Source organism: Paenibacillus sp. IHB B 3084, from assembly GCF_001447315.1.
Taxonomy (GTDB): Bacteria; Bacillota; Bacilli; order Paenibacillales; family Paenibacillaceae; genus Paenibacillus.
Genome location: NZ_CP013203.1, coordinates 457,695 through 476,366 on the forward strand (window position 1 = coordinate 457,695; position 18,672 = coordinate 476,366).

The 18,672-nt window shown below is 44.9% G+C and carries 19 protein-coding genes, 1 pseudogene and 1 other annotated feature; of the genes and pseudogenes, 4 read left to right on the plus strand and 16 right to left on the minus strand.

Annotation, left to right across the window (positions count from 1 at the left end; translation table 11 throughout):
- Positions 1-124 precede the first annotated feature (124 nt).
- The 12 genes from ASL14_RS02105 to ASL14_RS02160 all read right to left on the minus strand — a co-directional run bounded on the left by ASL14_RS02105 (position 125) and on the right by ASL14_RS02160 (position 12,378).
- Positions 125-1,360, minus strand: coding sequence for an MFS transporter (locus tag ASL14_RS02105; protein WP_134910271.1), 1,236 nt, complete (start codon positions 1,358-1,360; stop codon positions 125-127).
- Between the two features lie 155 nt (positions 1,361-1,515).
- Positions 1,516-1,989: a MarR family transcriptional regulator gene (locus ASL14_RS02110; protein WP_134910272.1), complete on the minus strand. Its 474-nt coding sequence runs from the start codon at positions 1,987-1,989 to the stop codon at positions 1,516-1,518.
- A gap of 322 nt (positions 1,990-2,311) precedes the next feature.
- Positions 2,312-2,737: a VOC family protein gene (locus ASL14_RS02115; protein ID WP_134910273.1), complete on the minus strand. Its 426-nt coding sequence runs from the start codon at positions 2,735-2,737 to the stop codon at positions 2,312-2,314.
- 92 nt (positions 2,738-2,829) lie between these two features.
- Positions 2,830-3,483, minus strand: coding sequence for a hypothetical protein (locus tag ASL14_RS02120; protein WP_223264164.1), 654 nt, complete (start codon positions 3,481-3,483; stop codon positions 2,830-2,832).
- A 22-nt stretch (positions 3,484-3,505) separates the two neighbouring features.
- A complete protein-coding gene (locus tag ASL14_RS02125; RefSeq protein WP_134914346.1) occupies positions 3,506-4,045 on the minus strand; it encodes a GrpB family protein in 540 nt (179 codons plus the stop codon).
- Positions 4,046-4,155: 110 nt separating this feature from the next.
- Positions 4,156-6,240, minus strand: coding sequence for a class I SAM-dependent methyltransferase (locus ASL14_RS02130; RefSeq protein ID WP_134910274.1), 2,085 nt, complete (start codon positions 6,238-6,240; stop codon positions 4,156-4,158).
- A 108-nt stretch (positions 6,241-6,348) separates the two neighbouring features.
- Complete coding sequence (locus ASL14_RS02135; RefSeq protein WP_189338214.1) at positions 6,349-6,540, minus strand: hypothetical protein; 192 nt, start codon at positions 6,538-6,540, stop codon at positions 6,349-6,351.
- A gap of 163 nt (positions 6,541-6,703) precedes the next feature.
- Complete coding sequence (locus ASL14_RS02140; protein WP_134910275.1) at positions 6,704-7,675, minus strand: glycoside hydrolase family 43 protein; 972 nt, start codon at positions 7,673-7,675, stop codon at positions 6,704-6,706.
- Positions 7,676-7,714: 39 nt separating this feature from the next.
- Positions 7,715-9,100 (minus strand): arabinan endo-1,5-alpha-L-arabinosidase, encoded by a 1,386-nt coding sequence (locus ASL14_RS02145; RefSeq protein ID WP_134910276.1) that lies wholly within the window; start codon positions 9,098-9,100, stop codon positions 7,715-7,717.
- 82 nt (positions 9,101-9,182) lie between these two features.
- Positions 9,183-10,025, minus strand: coding sequence for a carbohydrate ABC transporter permease (locus ASL14_RS02150; RefSeq protein ID WP_134910277.1), 843 nt, complete (start codon positions 10,023-10,025; stop codon positions 9,183-9,185).
- 27 nt (positions 10,026-10,052) lie between these two features.
- Complete coding sequence (locus tag ASL14_RS02155) at positions 10,053-10,943, minus strand: carbohydrate ABC transporter permease (RefSeq protein WP_134910278.1); 891 nt, start codon at positions 10,941-10,943, stop codon at positions 10,053-10,055.
- A 91-nt stretch (positions 10,944-11,034) separates the two neighbouring features.
- Complete coding sequence (locus tag ASL14_RS02160; protein ID WP_134910279.1) at positions 11,035-12,378, minus strand: ABC transporter substrate-binding protein; 1,344 nt, start codon at positions 12,376-12,378, stop codon at positions 11,035-11,037.
- 508 nt (positions 12,379-12,886) lie between these two features.
- On the opposite strand from ASL14_RS02160, the gene ASL14_RS02165 reads away from it, so the two are divergent.
- Positions 12,887-13,816: an ArsR/SmtB family transcription factor gene (locus tag ASL14_RS02165; protein WP_134910280.1), complete on the plus strand. Its 930-nt coding sequence runs from the start codon at positions 12,887-12,889 to the stop codon at positions 13,814-13,816.
- A 58-nt stretch (positions 13,817-13,874) separates the two neighbouring features.
- On the opposite strand, the gene ASL14_RS02170 is transcribed toward ASL14_RS02165, so the two are convergent.
- Positions 13,875-14,585 carry a DUF1361 domain-containing protein gene (locus ASL14_RS02170; protein ID WP_134910281.1) on the minus strand — a complete coding sequence of 237 codons (711 nt, stop codon included), beginning with the start codon at positions 14,583-14,585 and terminating at the stop codon, positions 13,875-13,877.
- Positions 14,586-14,666: 81 nt separating this feature from the next.
- Positions 14,667-15,272 carry a DUF1349 domain-containing protein gene (locus ASL14_RS02175; RefSeq protein WP_134910282.1) on the minus strand — a complete coding sequence of 202 codons (606 nt, stop codon included), beginning with the start codon at positions 15,270-15,272 and terminating at the stop codon, positions 14,667-14,669.
- Between the two features lie 189 nt (positions 15,273-15,461).
- Positions 15,462-15,701: a binding site (T-box leader), on the plus strand.
- Positions 15,702-15,802: 101 nt separating this feature from the next.
- Here ASL14_RS02175 and ASL14_RS02180 point away from each other — a divergent pair.
- The 3 genes from ASL14_RS02180 (at position 15,803) to ASL14_RS27655 (ending at position 17,470) form a co-directional block, all read left to right on the plus strand.
- Positions 15,803-16,927, plus strand: coding sequence for an aminotransferase class I/II-fold pyridoxal phosphate-dependent enzyme (locus ASL14_RS02180; RefSeq protein WP_134910283.1), 1,125 nt, complete (start codon positions 15,803-15,805; stop codon positions 16,925-16,927).
- Positions 16,928-17,147: 220 nt separating this feature from the next.
- Positions 17,148-17,303 (plus strand): iron-sulfur cluster biosynthesis family protein, encoded by a 156-nt coding sequence (locus tag ASL14_RS27650; protein WP_223264165.1) that lies wholly within the window; start codon positions 17,148-17,150, stop codon positions 17,301-17,303.
- A 17-nt stretch (positions 17,304-17,320) separates the two neighbouring features.
- Positions 17,321-17,470: an iron-sulfur cluster assembly accessory protein gene (locus tag ASL14_RS27655; RefSeq protein ID WP_237171607.1), complete on the plus strand. Its 150-nt coding sequence runs from the start codon at positions 17,321-17,323 to the stop codon at positions 17,468-17,470.
- Positions 17,471-17,473: 3 nt separating this feature from the next.
- On the opposite strand, the gene ASL14_RS02195 is transcribed toward ASL14_RS27655, so the two are convergent.
- Entirely contained in the window at positions 17,474-18,028 is a 555-nt protein-coding gene (locus ASL14_RS02195; protein ID WP_134910284.1) for a GrpB family protein, read from the minus strand.
- Positions 18,029-18,261: 233 nt separating this feature from the next.
- A pseudogene (locus ASL14_RS02200) lies at positions 18,262-18,663 on the minus strand (SDR family NAD(P)-dependent oxidoreductase); the annotation flags it as partial.
- Between the last annotated feature and the right edge of the window lie 9 nt (positions 18,664-18,672).

Here is an 18,672-nt window from a genome sequence, read left to right on the forward strand (position 1 = left end):
TTAATTTAGCAAGGTGATACTATGAAGAGCCATCCGCATGCGGATGGCTCAGACTGTAAACAAATAGGGTTTCAGAACTTGTCCCTAAGTTCTGAAACCCTATTGCCTAAAGAAAGTAGGTAGTTTACATATTTATATTCGTTCTCTTATATAAAACTGGTATTGCCGCTGCTATAAGGATCATACCCATAAAAGCGGGTGCGGCATGACCAAGTGATACATAGATTTGACCTCCAATGATAGGCCCAATCATTCTTGCTAAAGCCTGAATAGATTGACTACCTCCTTGAATCCTTCCTTGTTCACTAGAATCGACAGACTTGGAGAGCATCCCATTGAATGAAGGCCCGAAGATCGAATCACCAAAACCAAATATAAACATGCCAGCGATAAAAAGAGGATAGAATGAGAACAAAGTAGATAGCGCAATAAGACTGTAGCCTATAATCTCCGAAACCATTCCAAGAATTGCTATCTGTTTATCATTAAGTTTTATCAAAAGCTTTGGCATTATGAAACCTTGTGAAATGATGTCTTGGAAACCCATAATTGAGAACATAAGTCCGATTAGTGCAGGCTTCCAACTGAAAGTATCCATTGTAAATTGTGAAAAAACGGCCTGTAAAGATCCGTTGGGTATCCAAAGTAAGAACGCTGAGATAAGTAGCCTGTTTAAGTTTTTCATGGAAAGCAGGTTTGCAAGCTGTATGAATGGATTAAGTCTTACAAAAGTAATTTCTTTCAGTCTATGTTTCTTGTCAAGGCTCTCAGGCATAAAAAAGAATCCATATATAACATTTACTAAAGTTATGATTGCTCCAAAATACATGGGTGCAGAATAATCAAACTTGGCGAGTAATCCGCCTACAGTTGGGCCAATGACGGTGCCTACACCTACAACCGCACTCACCCATCCAAAGTATTTGGTTCTCTGTTCTGGAGGAATGATGTCTGCAAAATATGCGAAGATCGTGCTTATGCTCCCACCTGTTATACCCTCTATTATGCGCCCCGCAAATAGTACCCATAGAGCTCCTCCTATGCCAAAAACCAAGTACCCGATTGCGGAACCCAAAAGGCATACTAAGAGCAATGGACGACGGCCATATTTGTCGCTCAGAGCTCCAAGTACGGGGGCCGCAAAAAACACGCAGAAGGCATAAACAGAGGTCAGCAGCGTGACAACGATAGCTTGTTCTCCCGGATTGCTTATATAAGGCTGTACTATGAATGGGACGACAGGTGCTATGATACTGAAGCCTATTCCGCAAAGAAACACAGAGATAAGACCGAATATTAAAGCGTGTTTATCTACGGTTTGTTCTGTGTTCTGTTCATTGTGTGATCTAAATTTGAACATTAAATTCTCCCCTCAAAAGCTGTGGTTTTATTTCCTTGGAAACATTATTATCGTATCCCTACTTTGTTTCCTTGTCAACAAAATGATAACGATAAAAAGGCAGCCTGTTCTCAATAGAGCCCGGCTGCCTGTGGTTTCATTTTCATTATTCAAATTTACTCCGACTTAATATCTACACCCAGTTTCTTTATTTCTGCATCCAAATGCCTATTATACTTTTCCACGAAGTTAAGCATACTGTCAAATTGTTCCTCGGTTACCTGCTCAAATACGACTTTATCTCGCTCTTGAAACTCTTTGTGCAGGTCCTCATGGATTTTATAAATTACTTTCCCTTGCTCCGTAAGCCTAAAATAGATTTCTTTCTTGTTATCCGACTTCTGGTAGCTTTCGATAAGGCCTTTTTTTATGAGCTTCTTCGTTATTTTACTTATGGCACCGCGAGTCACATAAAAGGACTCCGCAAGTTTTGTCACATTGGAATCTACATTTTTTTCAATGTATTCGATGCAATGTACTTCAGAAGGCTTATAACCCTTAAGACTGTCTTCCATCTTATCCTTATTAAGCCAAACTGTCTTGTTATATAAGTCCCTGAAACCCATTAAGACCTGTTCTTCTTTGTTCATGGCCTATCCTCCCACCCGTTGGTGCATTACAATATTATATTAAATTTTTGTTTCCAGTTCAAAAATATTAAAATATTTTATTTTAGGAATTGAGCTATACGTGAAAAAAGAGAACCGAAAGCGTCTAAGCATTCAGTAAATAAACGCTAGTTATCATTTGATAATAATTGATTAAATAAACCAATCCACTAAACAGCAAGCAGGGTAAAAAAAGATATCACTCCCATGCTTTATGTATGTATATTTATTTTTCAGACGAGGACATGCACGCAAAAAAACGGCCAGATCGCTAAAGTAGCGAAATCGAGCCGTTTTCCATTTCTTAAGACCGAGCCTCTGTGAACATTTGAAAGGTGACACCAAACTTGTCTGTTACATTCCCATAAGCTGGACTAAAATGGGTTTCCTGCAAAGGCATTCCCACCTGTCCTCCTTGCTGTAGAGCATCAAACATTTTTTGAGCTTGCTCCACACTATCGGTTGTAATACAGATGCTCACCTGATTCCCGCTGTTAAACGGTGATCCGGGAAAGGTATCAGAAAACATAAGCTCTGTCTCACCCACTTTAAGGGTAGCATGTCCAACACGTTCCTTGACCTCTGCGGGAATGGGAAAATCGGGGTTTTCCGGCATTTCCCCAAAGGTTTGAATAAAAAGCAGTTGAGCATCCAATGCCTCTTCATAAAATTCGATTGCTTCTTTTGCATTTCCATCCATCGTGATGTAAGGAATCAAACGTTTGGACATCTTCAACACAGCTCCTTTAATTCGAGGTGATTAACTCAGCCATTTCTCCTGTATTATATACAAAACTTGTCAAGAAAAACAAATCTGAATTCTTAGCTTTCATGCACCTGAACGCCAAGCTGCTTTAGCTCCTTTATCGCTTCCGTAACGTCACGCTGTGGATGAAGTGCAGAGATCATCTGTGTAGTGATCGGAACACCGTTGAAAATCTGGCTTACCACCTCTAGAGAAATCACCAACTCATAGTAACTTTCAGCCCATTCCTGATATTCCTCCGGTGTAACTATAAGTTTCCCCAGTAAAAAGGAAGCACCATCATCATACGCCTCGGGGATGTTCACGTTGCCCATACGCCATGCCGTATCTCCCGCTTCCCTCCACATACAAAAGGTAACGTCCTCCTTCTCCAGCGCTTCGTCTTCCAAAAGCTCCATCATATCATCAGGCACACCGTCATACATGCCCGGCCAGACCTCATATTCGTCTCTCGCATGAGGACTTACAGGGGATTCGTGGTCAAAACCCTTCAACAGCACACCTCCACGCATCCACAACATATGAATCGTATCTCCAGCGCCGTTGTTCACCTCACCCAGGCACACATCACCAGACCATTCAGACTGCATACGATACGTGCGTAACCAATCTTCTGGAGACAATATAATGTCCAGCGCTGACAGCAGCATCATTCTGTCTTTTAAACCATTCGGCGTTACCTGTGCATCAAGCATCATATTCTTCATCATTCCTCCACCTTGTCCATGCGTACTAAGAATTCATCTGTCCCTGCCTATTTCTTTCAAGCTTCGCCTGCTCAACCATCTGCCGAATAAACGGTCCTTTGGCTTCGGTATAAGCTGCACGGTCATATTTGAATTGGTACGCCAAATCTTTTTTTAAAGTATCATACGCTCGCAGGCCCTCAGGATGCGCTTTTAAGTAATCTCTGAACAATAGATGGTTTTCCCAATGCTCACCTTTATACTTGTAAATATGCAAATGATGGGTCCCAGCTCCCCTTTCTCCACGGCGAAAGAAAGCTCTCTCTGGAAAATCAGGCTTATGTACATATTCATATTGAATACCTAGTAAGCGCTCCCGATGTTCGGATTGAATACTTGCCAAATCTTCCACTCCAACCATAATATCAATAATAGCCTTAGCTCCCAGATTAAGAACGGACGTACTACCGATATGCTCTATGCCGACACATACACCTCTGAGAGTCTCTACAATTTTCGCTCGCTCTCGCGTATACTCTTCCGCCCACTGCGAATCATACCCGGATATCTCCACCTGCGAGGATATACATGAACACACCTCCACTAGTTTCTAAAAATGCCTTCTAATCGTGCTTGGCACAAATCAGAAGGCATTCTCTTGTTCAAATTAAAAATCATTCAGCAACTCCAGCCCTATTACGGCTTCTCAATCACGATCAGACAGGTACTGTCTGGCAAAGGAACCGGCTCTCCCTGCTCATCGGTAAATTCAATACGCCCGGCCAGCGCCTCCGCATAGCCCCCCTGCAAATAGTGACGGCTTTCACGAATTATTGCCTGCGATCCAAGCGTGCGACGAATACACTCTTCATACTGTGAAGGAGTTAAATACCCAAACTGCTCCTGCACTTCATGCACATAAGCTTCTGTTCCCCACGTGTAGGTGTATAGAAATTCCATCGCATCGTTCACAGGCAAAATAGCCACATGCTCACTCACACGCTCCACTTCAATGTCGCGACCTGTAAAATCTTTGGCATATCGCAACAGCCATTCCATTCCGTCCGGCTCCAGGAACCGGATTCGTCTGCGCTGTTCTACCGGTTCAGTCATAATGCCGTCACGGATAATGATCCGTCCGCCCGGTGCCAGCACACGATAGGCGCTTTGCAAAGCAGCCTCTACCGTATGCAGATTGAATCGGGTTCCATCCCGTTCGATGTAAGAATACAGCTCATGGAGAATGGAAGAGAAAATGACCGTATCCATGCTCCCCGGCTCTATAAATTCCTCCAGTTGGAGAGCATCTCCTTTAATAACATCCCAGCGGTGGCCCTCCAATTGCTTTTTACGTTTGAGCGCCTCAATAACGTTCACAGAAATATCAAGTCCCAGCGGCTTCGCGTCTGGTATCTCCTGTTCAATCAGGTCCAGCAGCACACCCCCACCCGGTCCGATATCCAGTACACGAGTTCCCGTCACGTAATCCAGAATGACCTTTTTGTAATCTACAGTTAGGTTCATGTCCGTAAGGTACGTCTCCTCATTGTGAAAACGATCATAAGCATCACGGCGCAAGCCGAACAGGTCAAACAGTAGTAATATAGCTTTGTCATACAAAGGCGTTTTTTCCGCCTCGATGCAAAAGTCGATCAGCTTCTCAGCCGCAGATGAAAAATGAAAATTGAAAAAAACGGTACTCGGCAGTTCCTCTTTATGCTCCACGATCACATTCAAATGAGGATTATGCTTCCGTTTTCCTTTCAAGATATCCTGCCAGGATAACGCGTGTAAATATTTTTCAATCATCCGTTTTTTATAAACGTTAATTTTCTTGATGCCGCGATAGTCATAATGCATGGTGTTCATGAGCGATTCAAAGCTGATATGACGCACCGTTGCAGGCAATTCCTGTCCCGTACCATCCCGTAACGTGAGCAAAAATACCTTCACCAGCTCCTGAAGCGAAAAATCCTGTAAAGCCGACTCCACATACCAAAGCGTTCGATTTTCCAACGGAGTCAGCGCCTTATCTACATTCAACTCGCGCTCCAGCTCGGCATAAGCCTGCTCAAATGGCTCCCCTTCATGAATAGAAACCGATCGTAATCTCTCCAGTCGTTCCTTTACACTCCAGGCCACAGGCGCGTTATCCCATGCGATCCAGCCAATCAGTTGCTCCACTTCACTCCGTACCTGCTCCCATAATTCAGGGTCTACCCCAGCGATAATGCACTCGTTCAGCGCCCGTAAGGCAAGCTCCAGTTCCTCGTGGCTTAACCAGCCCTTACGGGTAATTTCCAGCAGCGCCCGATTTTCCACAAAAGGAATTTCGCCCCGTATATATTGTCCGATTAATCCATGGGTCTCAATCAGAATCCGAGTCATAGTATTGCGGGGAAACACCGGTTTCTCCGCTTGAGCCTGTCTGACGTACAGCTGGGCGGAACCGATATTATGCACAAATAAATTGATGCCCTCCTGCTGCCAGCGCAGCCGTTCGCGAACTGTGCCTCCTTTGGCCGTCTCAGACCATACCAGCACGTCTTCCAGCAGCTCCTTAATCCAGAAAGACAGCGGAAGCCCGTCCAAAATAAGCAACGTACGCTCCACATAATCCAGTACGGGATTAGCATCCTTTAACTCCCCTATAGAGTGGATGCGTTCCAGATTCACAATACGCTCCTCAGCCGAAACGAGCAGTTTCAGCCAAGTCGGCGTATCCCAGGCCAGATCGTTTTCTTTCCGATAGTTAGCAATGGCTTTTAACGATTGCAGCATTTTTCCTCACCTCGATTGATTCGGATTCGGTATAAACGTGTGATAGGTAAGAGCCTTGTATAAACTACACTTTACCATACATTTGCAGCTTCCACCCCGTGGAAAATATTAAACATTTTTATCAATCCTGCGTTTGACATGCTTGCCAAACGCACACATGACCCCCAGATGCACTTTGGCCTGAGTGTATTTATAAATAAACCAGGGCAGGGACGGCACATAATCATGAATCGCTACGACACAAGTATCCGTACCGGGGATTTGCAGAAATTCGAGCCTGCCCCGATGATCCTCTTTCACCGTGGCAAAGGTACTGCGAAAACAAAAAGATATCTCCCAGCCTTACGGCTTAGAAAATATCTTATCACCCTTGTTATATGCAGTTAATTTATTATTCTCTGCCTCGTTCAGAAAGTTGCGGGGCTTCTATGCAACACGTCAACTCCTGTACCATTCGTATCGCTTATTTACCGGCAGGAACTCCATCCGGTACAGGAATGCCAAAATCAGGCGTTCCGTCCTCATTCCAGTTCAACGGCTGGACACGTGTATGGCGATTCGGGTCATACAGCGGGTCACCCGTAATTTCCTTGTAGTTCCGTGCATGATACACGATGACATCATTACCGTCAGCCCCAACCGTAAAGCTGTTATGACCCGGTCCAAACTGGCCCGTTTCCTCATTCGTGCAAAATACAGGCTGAGGTGATTTCGTCCACGATTTCGGGTCGAGCAGGTTTGCATTTTCGTCCGCTGTCAGCAGTCCCATGCAATAATTGTAATCGGTGGCGCTGGCTGAATAACTGATAAAGATTCGTCCGTTCCGTTTCAGAACTGCCGCTCCTTCATTCACCTTAAAACCAATGACTTCCCAATCATATTCAGGGGTGGAGATCATCACCTGCTCACCGCGCAGCGTCCACGGATTGCTCATTTCAGAAATGTACAGATTGGAATTACCGACAATGTCCGGGTCCTTCTGTGCCCATACATAATACAGAACTCCATGATGCTGGAAGGTTGTGGCATCAAGCGCGAACGTTTCCCAACGGGTTTTGATCTGCCCCTTTTCCACCCATTCTCCTTCCAGCGGGTTGGCCGAAGCATTTTCCAGCACGAACATCCGGTGGTCGAACAGGCCTTCCTTCGTTTCTGTAGTGCGGGCCGCTGCAAAATAAATGTACCATTTGCCATCAATAAAATGAATTTCCGGTGCCCAAATGTTGGCGCTTAACGGGCCTGTTTCATATTTGTGCCACACGGCGATAGGCTCTGCTGTATTTAATCCCTGAATGGTAAGTGCCCGTCGAACCTCAATGCGATCATACTCGGGTACGGACCCGGTAAAGTAATAATATCCGTCACTATGCTTGTAAATCCAGGGATCTGCACGTTGCTCAATAACCGGATTAATAAAAGGTACAGGTTGATTCATGGTTCTTCTCTCCTCTATATAAGTATGTAGTTCATACAATTAATCGCCGATACGCTTACCCCAGATGGAAATTCCCTTGTCGTCCATCCCTGTAAAAATTAAAGTTTGGCGACCCAGCTCCCAATCCCATGAAGGAAGTAAAAGCAGTTGTTCCTTGGTTCCTTCGGATGTATCGCTCCAATCCATTGTTAAAGTACGCTTGCCGTCAAAGCTCCAGTGGCCTTCAAGCGTTCCGCTGGTTGCCCGATCTCCATCTTCCAGACGAAGCGGTTCAGCTTCCACTTGACCGTCCACTTCCTGCTTCATCACGATGCGTTCCCAACTGCCGGATAATAATCTTTGAGGTATGTCCTGTTCCTTCTCGCCCGCATACCGTTCCGGTGATACGACAGGCCAGCCCTCAGCGGTCCATAATATTTTGCGTACATGCAGATACGGCCATCGCTTATCCGTCTCTCCCCGTGCATGATGCACGATATAATAATCCTCTCCGTCCTTCAGGACGGAATTGTGACCCGGCGCAATCCAGCCTTCTCCTTCGCTGAACCGATAACCGCCCAGTACCTTGTTCCCAATCTCGTATTGGGGCAAATAGCTGGTATCTGCCATATCATGTCCATTGATATCCACATACGGCCCTGTGATCGAATCCGAGCGGGCAACGCGTACATTATAATCCTCGAACAAAGAATCATATGAGACAAACAAGTAATATTTGCGGAATGCGGGATTATACACAATGTACGGCCCTTCCACAGCACCGTCCTCTGTTGCCCGATCTCTGGCGGCAATATTTTTGCCATAGCCGGATTCTTTGAGCTTTCCAGTCTGGGAATCAAGCGGTGTAATATAGATGCCTCCAAAAAACGAGCCGTACACCATCCACGAATTCCCCTCCGCATCCAGCACCGGATTGGCATCAATCGCATTCAGCTTGTCATGCTCCTTCGTTTTAATGACCAGCCCTTCATCCTTCCACGGGCCTTCCGGCGAGCTGGATGTCTGCAATCCGATGGCTGATCGTGTGCTTCCAAAGGTAGAGGCTGAATAATACATCCGATAGGTATCGCCCATTTTAATAACGTCCGGTGCCCACAGATTGGTTGCTGACGACCATGCCTCCGCTTCCTTGGGAATGCCGGGCAGTGCATACTGTACCCAGTTCCAGTGAATCAGATCGGTCGATTTGCGCACCATAACCCCCGGTCTCAGCTCTCCGCCTGCCTTTACATCCGTGGAGTAGACATAATAGCCGTGATCTGTTTTGATAATCGCCGGATCATGCGCATTGTTAATCGCCCATTGCTGCTCATCGTTTATCGTACTTTGATCATACAAGTGATCGGGAGGCGGAGCCTGCGGGTACACAGGGTCCGGGGTATTATCCCCACAGCCGGATAGGCCCAGCATAAGCAACATCACCATAACTGTTATTCTCCTCCTTTCTTTTCCCATTACATATTCTGAATGCCTTGCATCATTCATCCGTGCCCTCCAGTGGCTACACTTAACCTTTGACACCAGAAATAGCAACCGACTCAATAATCTGTTTCTGGAAGATCAGGAATATAATCAGCACAGGTAACAAAGCGATTATGGAAGCTGCCATAATGAGCGGATAATCCGTCTGAATGGCATAGGTCGCATTAAAGTTCGCTATGACCAGCTGCAACGTCTGCGTTTCCGGTGAATTCAAATAAATAATAGGGGCCAGATAATCATTCCAAATCCCCATGAACCATAAAATAAGCTGCGCAGCGATAGCTGGCTTTATGAGCGGGAACGTAATCGACGAGTAGAGTCGGAAATAAGAGCTTCCGTCAATTTTAGCAGCTTCGATAATGGCATCCGGTATGCTAAGTAAATATTGCCGCAGGAAAAAGATCATGACCACATTCCCAAACAGACCCGGAACGATCAGTGGCAGAAGCGTGTCTACCCAACCGAGCTTGGAAAACATCATAAACTGTGGAATCATAACCGTCGGATACGGGATCATCATCGATGCGATCAGGGCCAGAAACAGTTTGTTTTTATGAGGAAATCTCAGCTTTGCGAATGCAAAAGCGGCCACACTGGATGTAAAAGTACCAATAATGGTAACACTTACTGCTACAATTACACTGTTTTTAATCCCGCTGAGCAAAGGCCCTGCTTCCCAAATCTCCTTGTACTTGCTGAACTGGAACACTTCTGGTATCCATACTGGCGGAAGAGCAAAAACATCCTGCTTTTCCTTAACCGAGGTGGACAGCATCCAGAGCAACGGTGCGATCATCACAATAGCTCCAATGGCCAGGGCAATAAAGATAATCGTATTGGTAACTTTTGTTCTTTGACTATGGGACATAATCAGACTCACTCCTTTCCGCGAAAATCAATCCCCATCAAAGGATGACTTTTCATTCATTTTGAATTGGATCAACGTTACGATAAAAATGAAGATGCCGAGAATCATAGCCATCGCGGAGGCATAGCCCATTTGCAGGTTTTTGAATGCCTTATCCCAAATATAGAAGACGATTGAGGCGGAGGAGTATTCTGGACCACCCGTTGGTGTCATAATGTTCATTTCGGTAAAAATTTGCGAACCGCCAATGATATTGGTTACGACCAGGAAAAAGGTTACCGGCTTCACCATTGGCCATGTAATGTTGCGGAACATTTGGAATCCGCTGGCTCCATCCAGCTCTGCTGCTTCATAATAAGAGCGAGATACACTTTGCAACGCCGCCAGGTACAGCAACATGGTATAGCCGAGACCTTTCCAAACCGTCATGAGAATCAAGGCTGGCTTGACTGTATCCTTATCCATCAGCCAGTTAGGACCTTTGATGCCGAACAGCTCAAGAAATTGGTTCACCAGACCATAGTCTCCGTTGTATGCCCAGTTCCACATAATAGAAACAGCAGCCAAAGAGGAAATAACCGGAATATAGTAGATCACACGAAATGTCGTCGTGCCTGGAATCTTGCGATTCAACCCCAGTGCTAGCAGTAAGGCTAATACTAGACCGATTGGAATACCCAGCATTAAGAAAAGAGTATTGTACATCGATTTGTAAAAGAGCTCATCGCTAAATAAATCCCTAAAATTGTCGAGACCAATAAAGTTCATTTGTCCCAATCCGTCCCAATCTGTAAAAGAGCCGTATAACGAATAGACAAACGGGAACAACGTAAAGATTAGCAGACCGAGAATAGGAGGAAGAATAAATAAGTATCCATATATCTTCTCTTTGCGGTAGAGATTAGATTTGGTTATCACAGGGCTCACCTCTGTTTCTAATTTGGAATGAAGATGATGCCAGCAGCATGATATCAGCCACTAACATCATCCCTTATCCGCTATTTATGCATTATTTCTGTGATTTTTTCTCTTGCTCCACCGCTTTATCCAGCAGTTTCTGCATCTTTGGTTGCTCCTGCTTTACATAGTCCGCTGCTGTAATCTTACCGTCCAGCACAGGTTGAATATCGGTGAAGAAAATATCGTACCATTCGGCGTTATACGTATAGTTGCCTGGCAACGAGCGACCATAGTCATTCACAATATCAATAAATTCTTGTTTGTTAGCAGGCTTGGTTTTCGCATCTTTGGCCCACTCATCCGCCATATCCAGCAGATTCGGAATTTGTACCTTTGCGTCTACGAGCTGCTTCATTCCTTCTTTGGAAGTCGTCAGATAGTTGACCAGAGCTACAGCTTCATCCGGGTACTTTGTTTTAGAGGAAACACCGATACCCAGAGAACCAATCCATGTTGCCGATTTGCCAGTCGATCCTGCCGGGAAAGGCAACAGATCATATTCAAATGGCAGTTTTTCAAATGTACTCATATCCCAAGGACCTACCGGGAAGAATGCCATTTCACCCTTCATCCAGCGTTGATAGGTGTCCAGTGTTTGTGATTGTTCAATACCAGGTGTAATTTTATATTTGTTTTGCATATCAGCAAAGTACTGAAGCGCTTCCGCAAATTTCGGATCATCAATCGTTACTTTGGTTTTGCTCTCATCCAGCCAATCTGCCCCATTGCTCCATACAAAGGCTTGTAATGCCCACTGAACGTTAAAGCCTGTACCGTATTGATCTGGCTTGCCGTCGCCATTTGTATCTTTGGTCAACTCTTGGCTGACCTTGATGAATTCATCCCATGTATACGGTTTGTCTTTATCAGGCAAGGGAATGCCCGCTTTTTCGAACATCGTTTTGTTGTAGCCGAGTGCGAATGGACCCAAGTCCTTCGGCATACCGTAAATATCTCCTTGACCGGCCATTTTACCGTCATAGCGATACAAATCCACACCGTATTTCCAAATGTTATCCAGATTTATATCCTTGTTCTTCTCAATGTAAGGGGTGAGGTCCTTCAGTACCCCACTATTTACATAAGCCTTCACATCTCCAGGGTTAAAATAAAAGACATCTGGAAGATTATTCCCTGTAATCGCAGCTCTAAGCTTTGTCGCATATTGATCCGCTGCTGTCACGACCATTTTAACCTTCACGCCAGGATGTTCTTCTTCAAATTTCTTAATGACTTCCTTATATGCCTTCTGCTCATCTGTTCCGCCACGGAACATGAACGTAAGCTCCTTGCTTCCATCACTACTGGAGCTTCCTCCACTACAGCCAGCCAGTGCAGCAACCATCAACAACAGCACAACCATTGTCATTGCAAAACCTTTTTTCTTTATCAACGCGACCCCTCCTAAAATTGAAATGAAACCGCATACATATAGTGTTAAAATAAACTCATACCACTTGGGCTGTATTCACCTGTGCGGTACATCATCTGTTGTACACTCAGCCTGTGATCATCATCCCTCTCATGCGTCATATAATTAACATTTTACTTTATCAATAATGTATTCGTTTACAAACAAAATATAGCATGCCGTTCAACGGTTCGTCAATGTATTTTTAAATCTTTTTAAACAAATATAAAGTATAGAATTGAATAGCATGAAAAGTTAAATTAAAACGTATTTAAGTTCTTTTTAACTGTATAATTCAATTAAATAACTTTAATACGTTTTATTTTGATGAAAAATCGATTCTGAGGTTCGTTTCACTCTCCTTTTTATTTTTATAAAAATAATTTACAGCAAAGCAGTTTACTTCTTTCTGATTTTATTTTAACATAAGTCAAAACAAATATATAAGCGCTTACAATACATTTTTTAGAGATAAGGAAGGTCTATAGCTATGATTTATATTAAGGACTTAATGTCAGGGCTAGACATTTTCAAAGCGCTCGGTTCGGAAATCCGCATTCAAATTCTGGAATTACTCGCCGCCCATCAAGGACAAAGTATGAATGACATCGCTAACAGACTTGATCTGAGCAACGGCACGATTACGATGCATATTCGTAAGCTGGAGGAATGCGGCCTTGTCGAGATCAATACCGTGAGTGGCAAGCACGGAACCCGAAAAATGTGCTATCTGAACAAGGAAAAGCTGATGGTGGACTTGCGTAGCAGAGAGCAGAAGAATGTGTATGAGGTTGAAATTCGCATCGGTCATTATAGTAACTATCAGGCAGTACCTACCTGTGGCTTGGTGACCAGAGACAGCATTATTGGCGATTTTGATGATCCCCGCTATTTTGCAGATCCCGGGCGGCTGGATTCTGAAATGATCTGGATGGCAGACGGCTTTCTGGAATATCGGATTCCTAACTATCTGAAAGAGAATCAATCCTTTACCGAAATTCAATTTTCCGCAGAGCTGGGCTCAGAAGCACCGGGTTATTGTGAGGAATACCCGTCCGATATTTATTTTCATGTGAATGATATTCCCATCGGTCACTGGACCAGCGCCGGAGACTTTGGAGAAGTGCCCGGGGTCCTCAATCCCGATTGGTGGCCGCCGCACTTGAACCAATATGGCATGCTCAAATTAATCCGCATCAATCAACATGGAAGCTTCATCGACGGATGCCGTATATCCGAAGTCACACTGGAGGATATCGGCCTGAACTATAAAAGTGATATTACATTACGTTTATCCGTATCCGATCAGCCGCAGAACAAAGGGGGTCTCACCATTTTCGGCAAAAGATTCGGCAATTTCAGTCAGGATCTTCTGGTGCGTGTGCTTTATGAAGAACACGGGGAGGACAACGTTAGCTGATGGGCTTCCCATATGTAAAAAGGCCGAAGCCCGTATTCGTGGAATACGTATCCTCGGCCTAAACATGCTTCTCCTCACTTAAAGAGATATAGATCAACAGATAAAAAATGACCGCGATTCCAAACACCAGCCAGCTAAATGACAACAAATGAAGCCTTGCTCCGGCATGTACCACCCATTTCCAAACATCCATCACGATCACTATGGGTTGCAACGCCATATCCCAGCTATTCCAGCGAGCAAATCTGCCGATATATACACCCACACTGGACAGCCACAGGAACATCAAAACGATAACCCACGCAAGCCAGCCGGAACAAACCTTTTGCAGCATATGGTGGATCATAAATATACAAATGGAAGTAAGAAAAAGACCAATCCCTGCCGCCGAAAAAGACGTAAATAAGATCAACCAAAATTGAGTATTCAGCCAAAAACGCGAGTCAGGATTCACATCATAAAAACGGAATGCATGCAGTAATTCAGTCAGCAAATACAGCGCATTCGGCAGAAAAAACAACCATACGACTCCGGCAATTAATAAAAGAAGCCTTCTCACTTTTATGTTTCCTAGCCTGGATAAGGCGATCATTCCCAGAGAAATCAAGACTGGAACCCATGCCAGAAATATATCCCAGTACAAAAATTGATACATTTTCGTCCCACTTGTGGACTGCACATACATAATAAGCCCATAACATCCCAACGTAGCTACAAGCAGTACACCCAATAAGCCGGGTAGCTTATATCTCTTTCCTTTAAACAACAAACTCTTGTCCAGCCCCCTGCCTGAATATACGTATATACGTCATGCTGCCATACTTGTTTATAGAAATGCTCACTCCGTTTATTACACAGTTCGTATGTCCCCGGATACGTGATTCTCCACAGTCAAGGCATCAAAAGAAACATCACAACCTTCTCCGACCGGAGATTGTGCAACGACCCCAACCTTTAGCTCGTTTGGAACATCCATGCCAAAATATCTCGCCAACTTCCATTGCTGCCCGTCTGATGAATAATGAAAAGCAAAGCAATTGCCGGCTCTTGCCACTCGCAAATACGGATTGGAAACGTCCATCGTCCCAGATATACAATCATCGGACGTATCCCGTGTGACCACACTAAGAATAGAGGGAGTGCTTTCAAAATATTCAAAGCATAGCTTGGCCCAATGGGTATCATCCGCCATAATCATCAAGCATCCTGAATCATAAGGCTGCTTCATATCGACACGAACCCTCGTCCATATTGTAAAATCACCTTGAAGCGTTGTATGCAAAAAGGGTGCAGACGATTTTATCGCTGCGCCGGATGGATCTCTAAAGAAATCCGCCTGTGAAGGTGCAGATACCTGTAAATTCTTGGATTCATCGAATCTCCATACAGTCGGTTCGTTGATCCAGCCCCATCCCGTAGGCAAAACCTTGCCGTTAAAGCGTTCAAATACGTTCATATGGACACCATCCCTCTCTAGCCAATATTGTCAAATATCATGGTGAAATCGGGGGCCCAATCCCCCTTGATACCACTATATACGTTATTTTCCAATCGTCAATGATGATGCTCCTGTCTTTAAATTCATAAAAAAGACTTGCCATCCTGAAATGTTGTGCTTATAATTACACCTAACTTGATACGGTAACAAATTTCAATGACGAGAACGAGTAAGCTATACAGCGGATTTTTCAGAGAGTTGGGGCAGGTGAAAGCCAACATTCCGAGGGTAGCCGAACGCCATCTCCGAGAAGCGGGCTGAACTTGAAGTAAGCTCTGCCGCCTTTCCAGCGTTAACCGGAACACGTATTGATGGATACGTGAACAGAGTGTCATTTCTTATGGAATGAAACTAGGGTGGTAACACGGGTATAAACTCGTCCCTTTACAGGGGCGGGTTTTTTTGTTTTTCAAAAAGGAGGAAATCAACATGACGAACGTATCGACCACAGTATCTATAAGCGATTTTTAACTCCAGCTGTACGGGAAATGCCGCCTTCTGGCATCCGTAAGTTTTTTGAATATAGCGCAGGCAGAAAAGATATTGTTTCGCTTGGTGTCGGTGAACCAGACTTTGTGACCCCTCAACATGTCAGAATGGCTTGTATCACAGCACTGGAAAATGGCAAGACCTCGTACACACCGAATGCTGGTCTTCCCGAGCTGCGTGAGGAGATTGCCGGGTATCTGGAGAGCAACTTTAACACGTCCTACAATCCGGCAAATGAAATCATGGTAACGATCGGTAGCAGTGAAGCGCTGGATTTGGCGCTCCGCGCCCTGATTACGGAACACGATGAAATTCTCATTCCGGCTCCCTGCTATATTTCGTATTCACCGATCACGTTCCTGAATGGAGGGCATACGGTAACGGTTGAAACCTCTGCTGATCAGCAGTTCAAGCTGACGGCCGAAGCGCTCAAAGCCAAGCTGACTCCACGATCCAAAGTGCTTATTCTCTGTTATCCGAACAATCCGACAGGTGGAGTAATGACTTATGAGGACTGGCTACCGATTGCCCGCTTGGTGGAGGAGTATAATCTAGTCGTGATCTCCGATGAAATTTATGGTGAACTGACCTATGGACAGAAGCATGTAAGCTTCGCCGCTTTGCCGGGCATGAAAGAACGAACCCTGCTCATCAGCGGCTTTTCCAAGGCCTTTGCGATGACGGGTTGGAGAGTCGGCTATGTATGCGGCCCGCAGGAGCTGATTTCAGCCATGCTGAAAATCCATCAATATACCGTTATGTGCGCTCCTATTATCGGGCAAATTGCCGCTATTGAGTCCCTACGCCACGGGCTGGAGGAAAAAGACCGCATGATGGAATCGTACAATCTGCGCAGAAAATGGTTTGTTGAAAGCTTGCGTCAGACAGGACTGCCGTGCCATGAACCGAACGGTGCCTTCTACGCTTTTCCATCCATTGCACACACAGGCTTAAGCTCAGAGCAGTTTGCCAAGCGGTTACTGGAAGAAGAGGGTGTCATTACCGTACCCGGCTCCGCATTCGGACCGGGCGGCGAGGGCTTTATCCGCTGCTCGTACGCATCGTCACAGGAACAACTGGGAATCGCCTTGGAGCGCATCAGCGTATTCTTGAAACGTCTGTAATCAGCCGGCCATTCCCCTACACGACAATAACAAATGTCAGAGATTTCGGAGCTTGGTTGGAAAGTACCGGGAATCCCCCACGGCTGCTTCCGGTATACGTGCTTTAATAGTAGCACTTCCCCGGCATCATTCGTAAAAATGCCCAACACAGCAACCAGAAATTTGTGTCAAAAATATAACATGTAATGACCTATTCGACATAAAGGAGCGAAATGACATCATGAACATTCAAATCAGTCCACTGGCTGAACAGCGGCTTACACAAATTCTCGGTGATCAACCGGGCTATATCAAGCTTTTTTACGACACAGAGGGCTGCGGCTGTGATGGTATTACGGTACTAAAGATCGTCAGCACGCCGGCAACGGCGATATAGAAGTACAGGCGGGCAGCTTGCCTTTTCTCGTTAGCGGTCAACAGGCGATTTATTTTGAGGAATCCATGCGCCTTGATGCAGACGAGAAGTTCCCTTCCTATAAACTATCCAGCGCTTCTACCTTCTATAGTAACAATGTGAAAACCCGGGATGTCCGGCCGTCCTAATCTTTAGGATGGTCCGGCATCCAGAACGTTTTGCACAAAATCGGTTTTAGCGTCCGTGTACGCTTCACGATCATGCTGATTTTCCATTGCCAGCTTCCTTTTTAATGCATCATATTGCTGAACCAGCTCAGGCCGTTCACGAAGACGGTTCCGAAACAACAGTTGTTGATCCCAATGCTCCTCATGTTCCAGCATCAGATGCAGATGTCCCTTTCTTTGATCCTGTTCCACTTTAACCAAAAATCTTCTCCATTCCCGACCGTCCAGCACAGGCGGAACATAGCTCCAGCCTGCTGGTTGCAAGGCAGATACAATCTGTTCCAGCCTATCCCAGGATTCCAATTTTGCCATAATGTCTATGATGGGCTTGGCGGAAAGATTGGGAATTGCCGTGCTTCCTATGTGCTCCATTTCCGTCACCTTAAACGGCAGTAGCAGCTCCCGCAACTCGTGAATAACCTGCAAGCCCTGCTCTGACCAGTCAGGATCAGGATTCACTATTTTCACAGGCTCCGTAGCCCACACTGGCCAATGTTCCTGATTTTGCTCCTCATGCATTCACTTATCCCCCTTATACCCACTTGTACGTGCATTCTCTCATTCAACCGTATCTTTTTTAATATCCTTTACTTCATCTTGAAGCTTGCGGCTGTATAACTGAGCATTATCCGCAGCAAAACAAACAAAAATAATTTCATCCAAAGCAGTATGCTTCTGTACAAAACGTCATAATATCGGCCTTACAACGGGTGTATAGTCTACACAAGCGATTTCCAGTATATCGTCTAAAATTATCTTAAATAACACCCATTATTAATATCAAAGGTCGCTCCCGTATAATGCCTGGATCTTTCCGATAGCAGAAAAAGGACAGTATAAGCAACATCTTCTGCATTTAAAGGCTCTGGAATTAGCTGATGACTTGTATATTCTTCCTTTCTCCATTCAGGAATATGATCCATCATTGAGGTACTTACCATCGTTGGTGCCACAGCATTGACCCTTACATAAGGTGAAAAATTCATGGCACAGCTTTTAGTAAAGCCCAAGATTGCAGCTTTTGATAATCCATAGATCGCATCCGAGCTTCCTTCCATTCCAGAAACAGAAGACATATTTACGATAATCCCCTGATGCTTCTTCTCAATCATGAACTTTCCAAAAAATTGCGAGAAATACACACATCCCTTAATATATTCAAA

Coding starts and splice junctions, on each gene's coding strand:
- ASL14_RS02105 (WP_134910271.1), bottom strand. CDS start 1,360: ATGTTCAAATTTAGATCACACAATGAACAGAACACAGAACAAACCGTA.
- ASL14_RS02110 (WP_134910272.1), bottom strand. CDS start 1,989: ATGAACAAAGAAGAACAGGTCTTAATGGGTTTCAGGGACTTATATAAC.
- ASL14_RS02115 (WP_134910273.1), bottom strand. CDS start 2,737: ATGTCCAAACGTTTGATTCCTTACATCACGATGGATGGAAATGCAAAA.
- ASL14_RS02120 (WP_223264164.1), bottom strand. CDS start 3,483: ATGATGAAGAATATGATGCTTGATGCACAGGTAACGCCGAATGGTTTA.
- ASL14_RS02130 (WP_134910274.1), bottom strand. CDS start 6,240: ATGCTGCAATCGTTAAAAGCCATTGCTAACTATCGGAAAGAAAACGAT.
- ASL14_RS02140 (WP_134910275.1), bottom strand. CDS start 7,675: ATGAATCAACCTGTACCTTTTATTAATCCGGTTATTGAGCAACGTGCA.
- ASL14_RS02145 (WP_134910276.1), bottom strand. CDS start 9,100: ATGGTGATGTTGCTTATGCTGGGCCTATCCGGCTGTGGGGATAATACC.
- ASL14_RS02150 (WP_134910277.1), bottom strand. CDS start 10,025: ATGTCCCATAGTCAAAGAACAAAAGTTACCAATACGATTATCTTTATT.
- ASL14_RS02165 (WP_134910280.1), top strand. CDS start 12,887: ATGATTTATATTAAGGACTTAATGTCAGGGCTAGACATTTTCAAAGCG.
- ASL14_RS02175 (WP_134910282.1), bottom strand. CDS start 15,272: ATGAACGTATTTGAACGCTTTAACGGCAAGGTTTTGCCTACGGGATGG.
- ASL14_RS02180 (WP_134910283.1), top strand. CDS start 15,803: ATGCCGCCTTCTGGCATCCGTAAGTTTTTTGAATATAGCGCAGGCAGA.
- ASL14_RS27650 (WP_223264165.1), top strand. CDS start 17,148: ATGAACATTCAAATCAGTCCACTGGCTGAACAGCGGCTTACACAAATT.
- ASL14_RS02195 (WP_134910284.1), bottom strand. CDS start 18,028: ATGCATGAGGAGCAAAATCAGGAACATTGGCCAGTGTGGGCTACGGAG.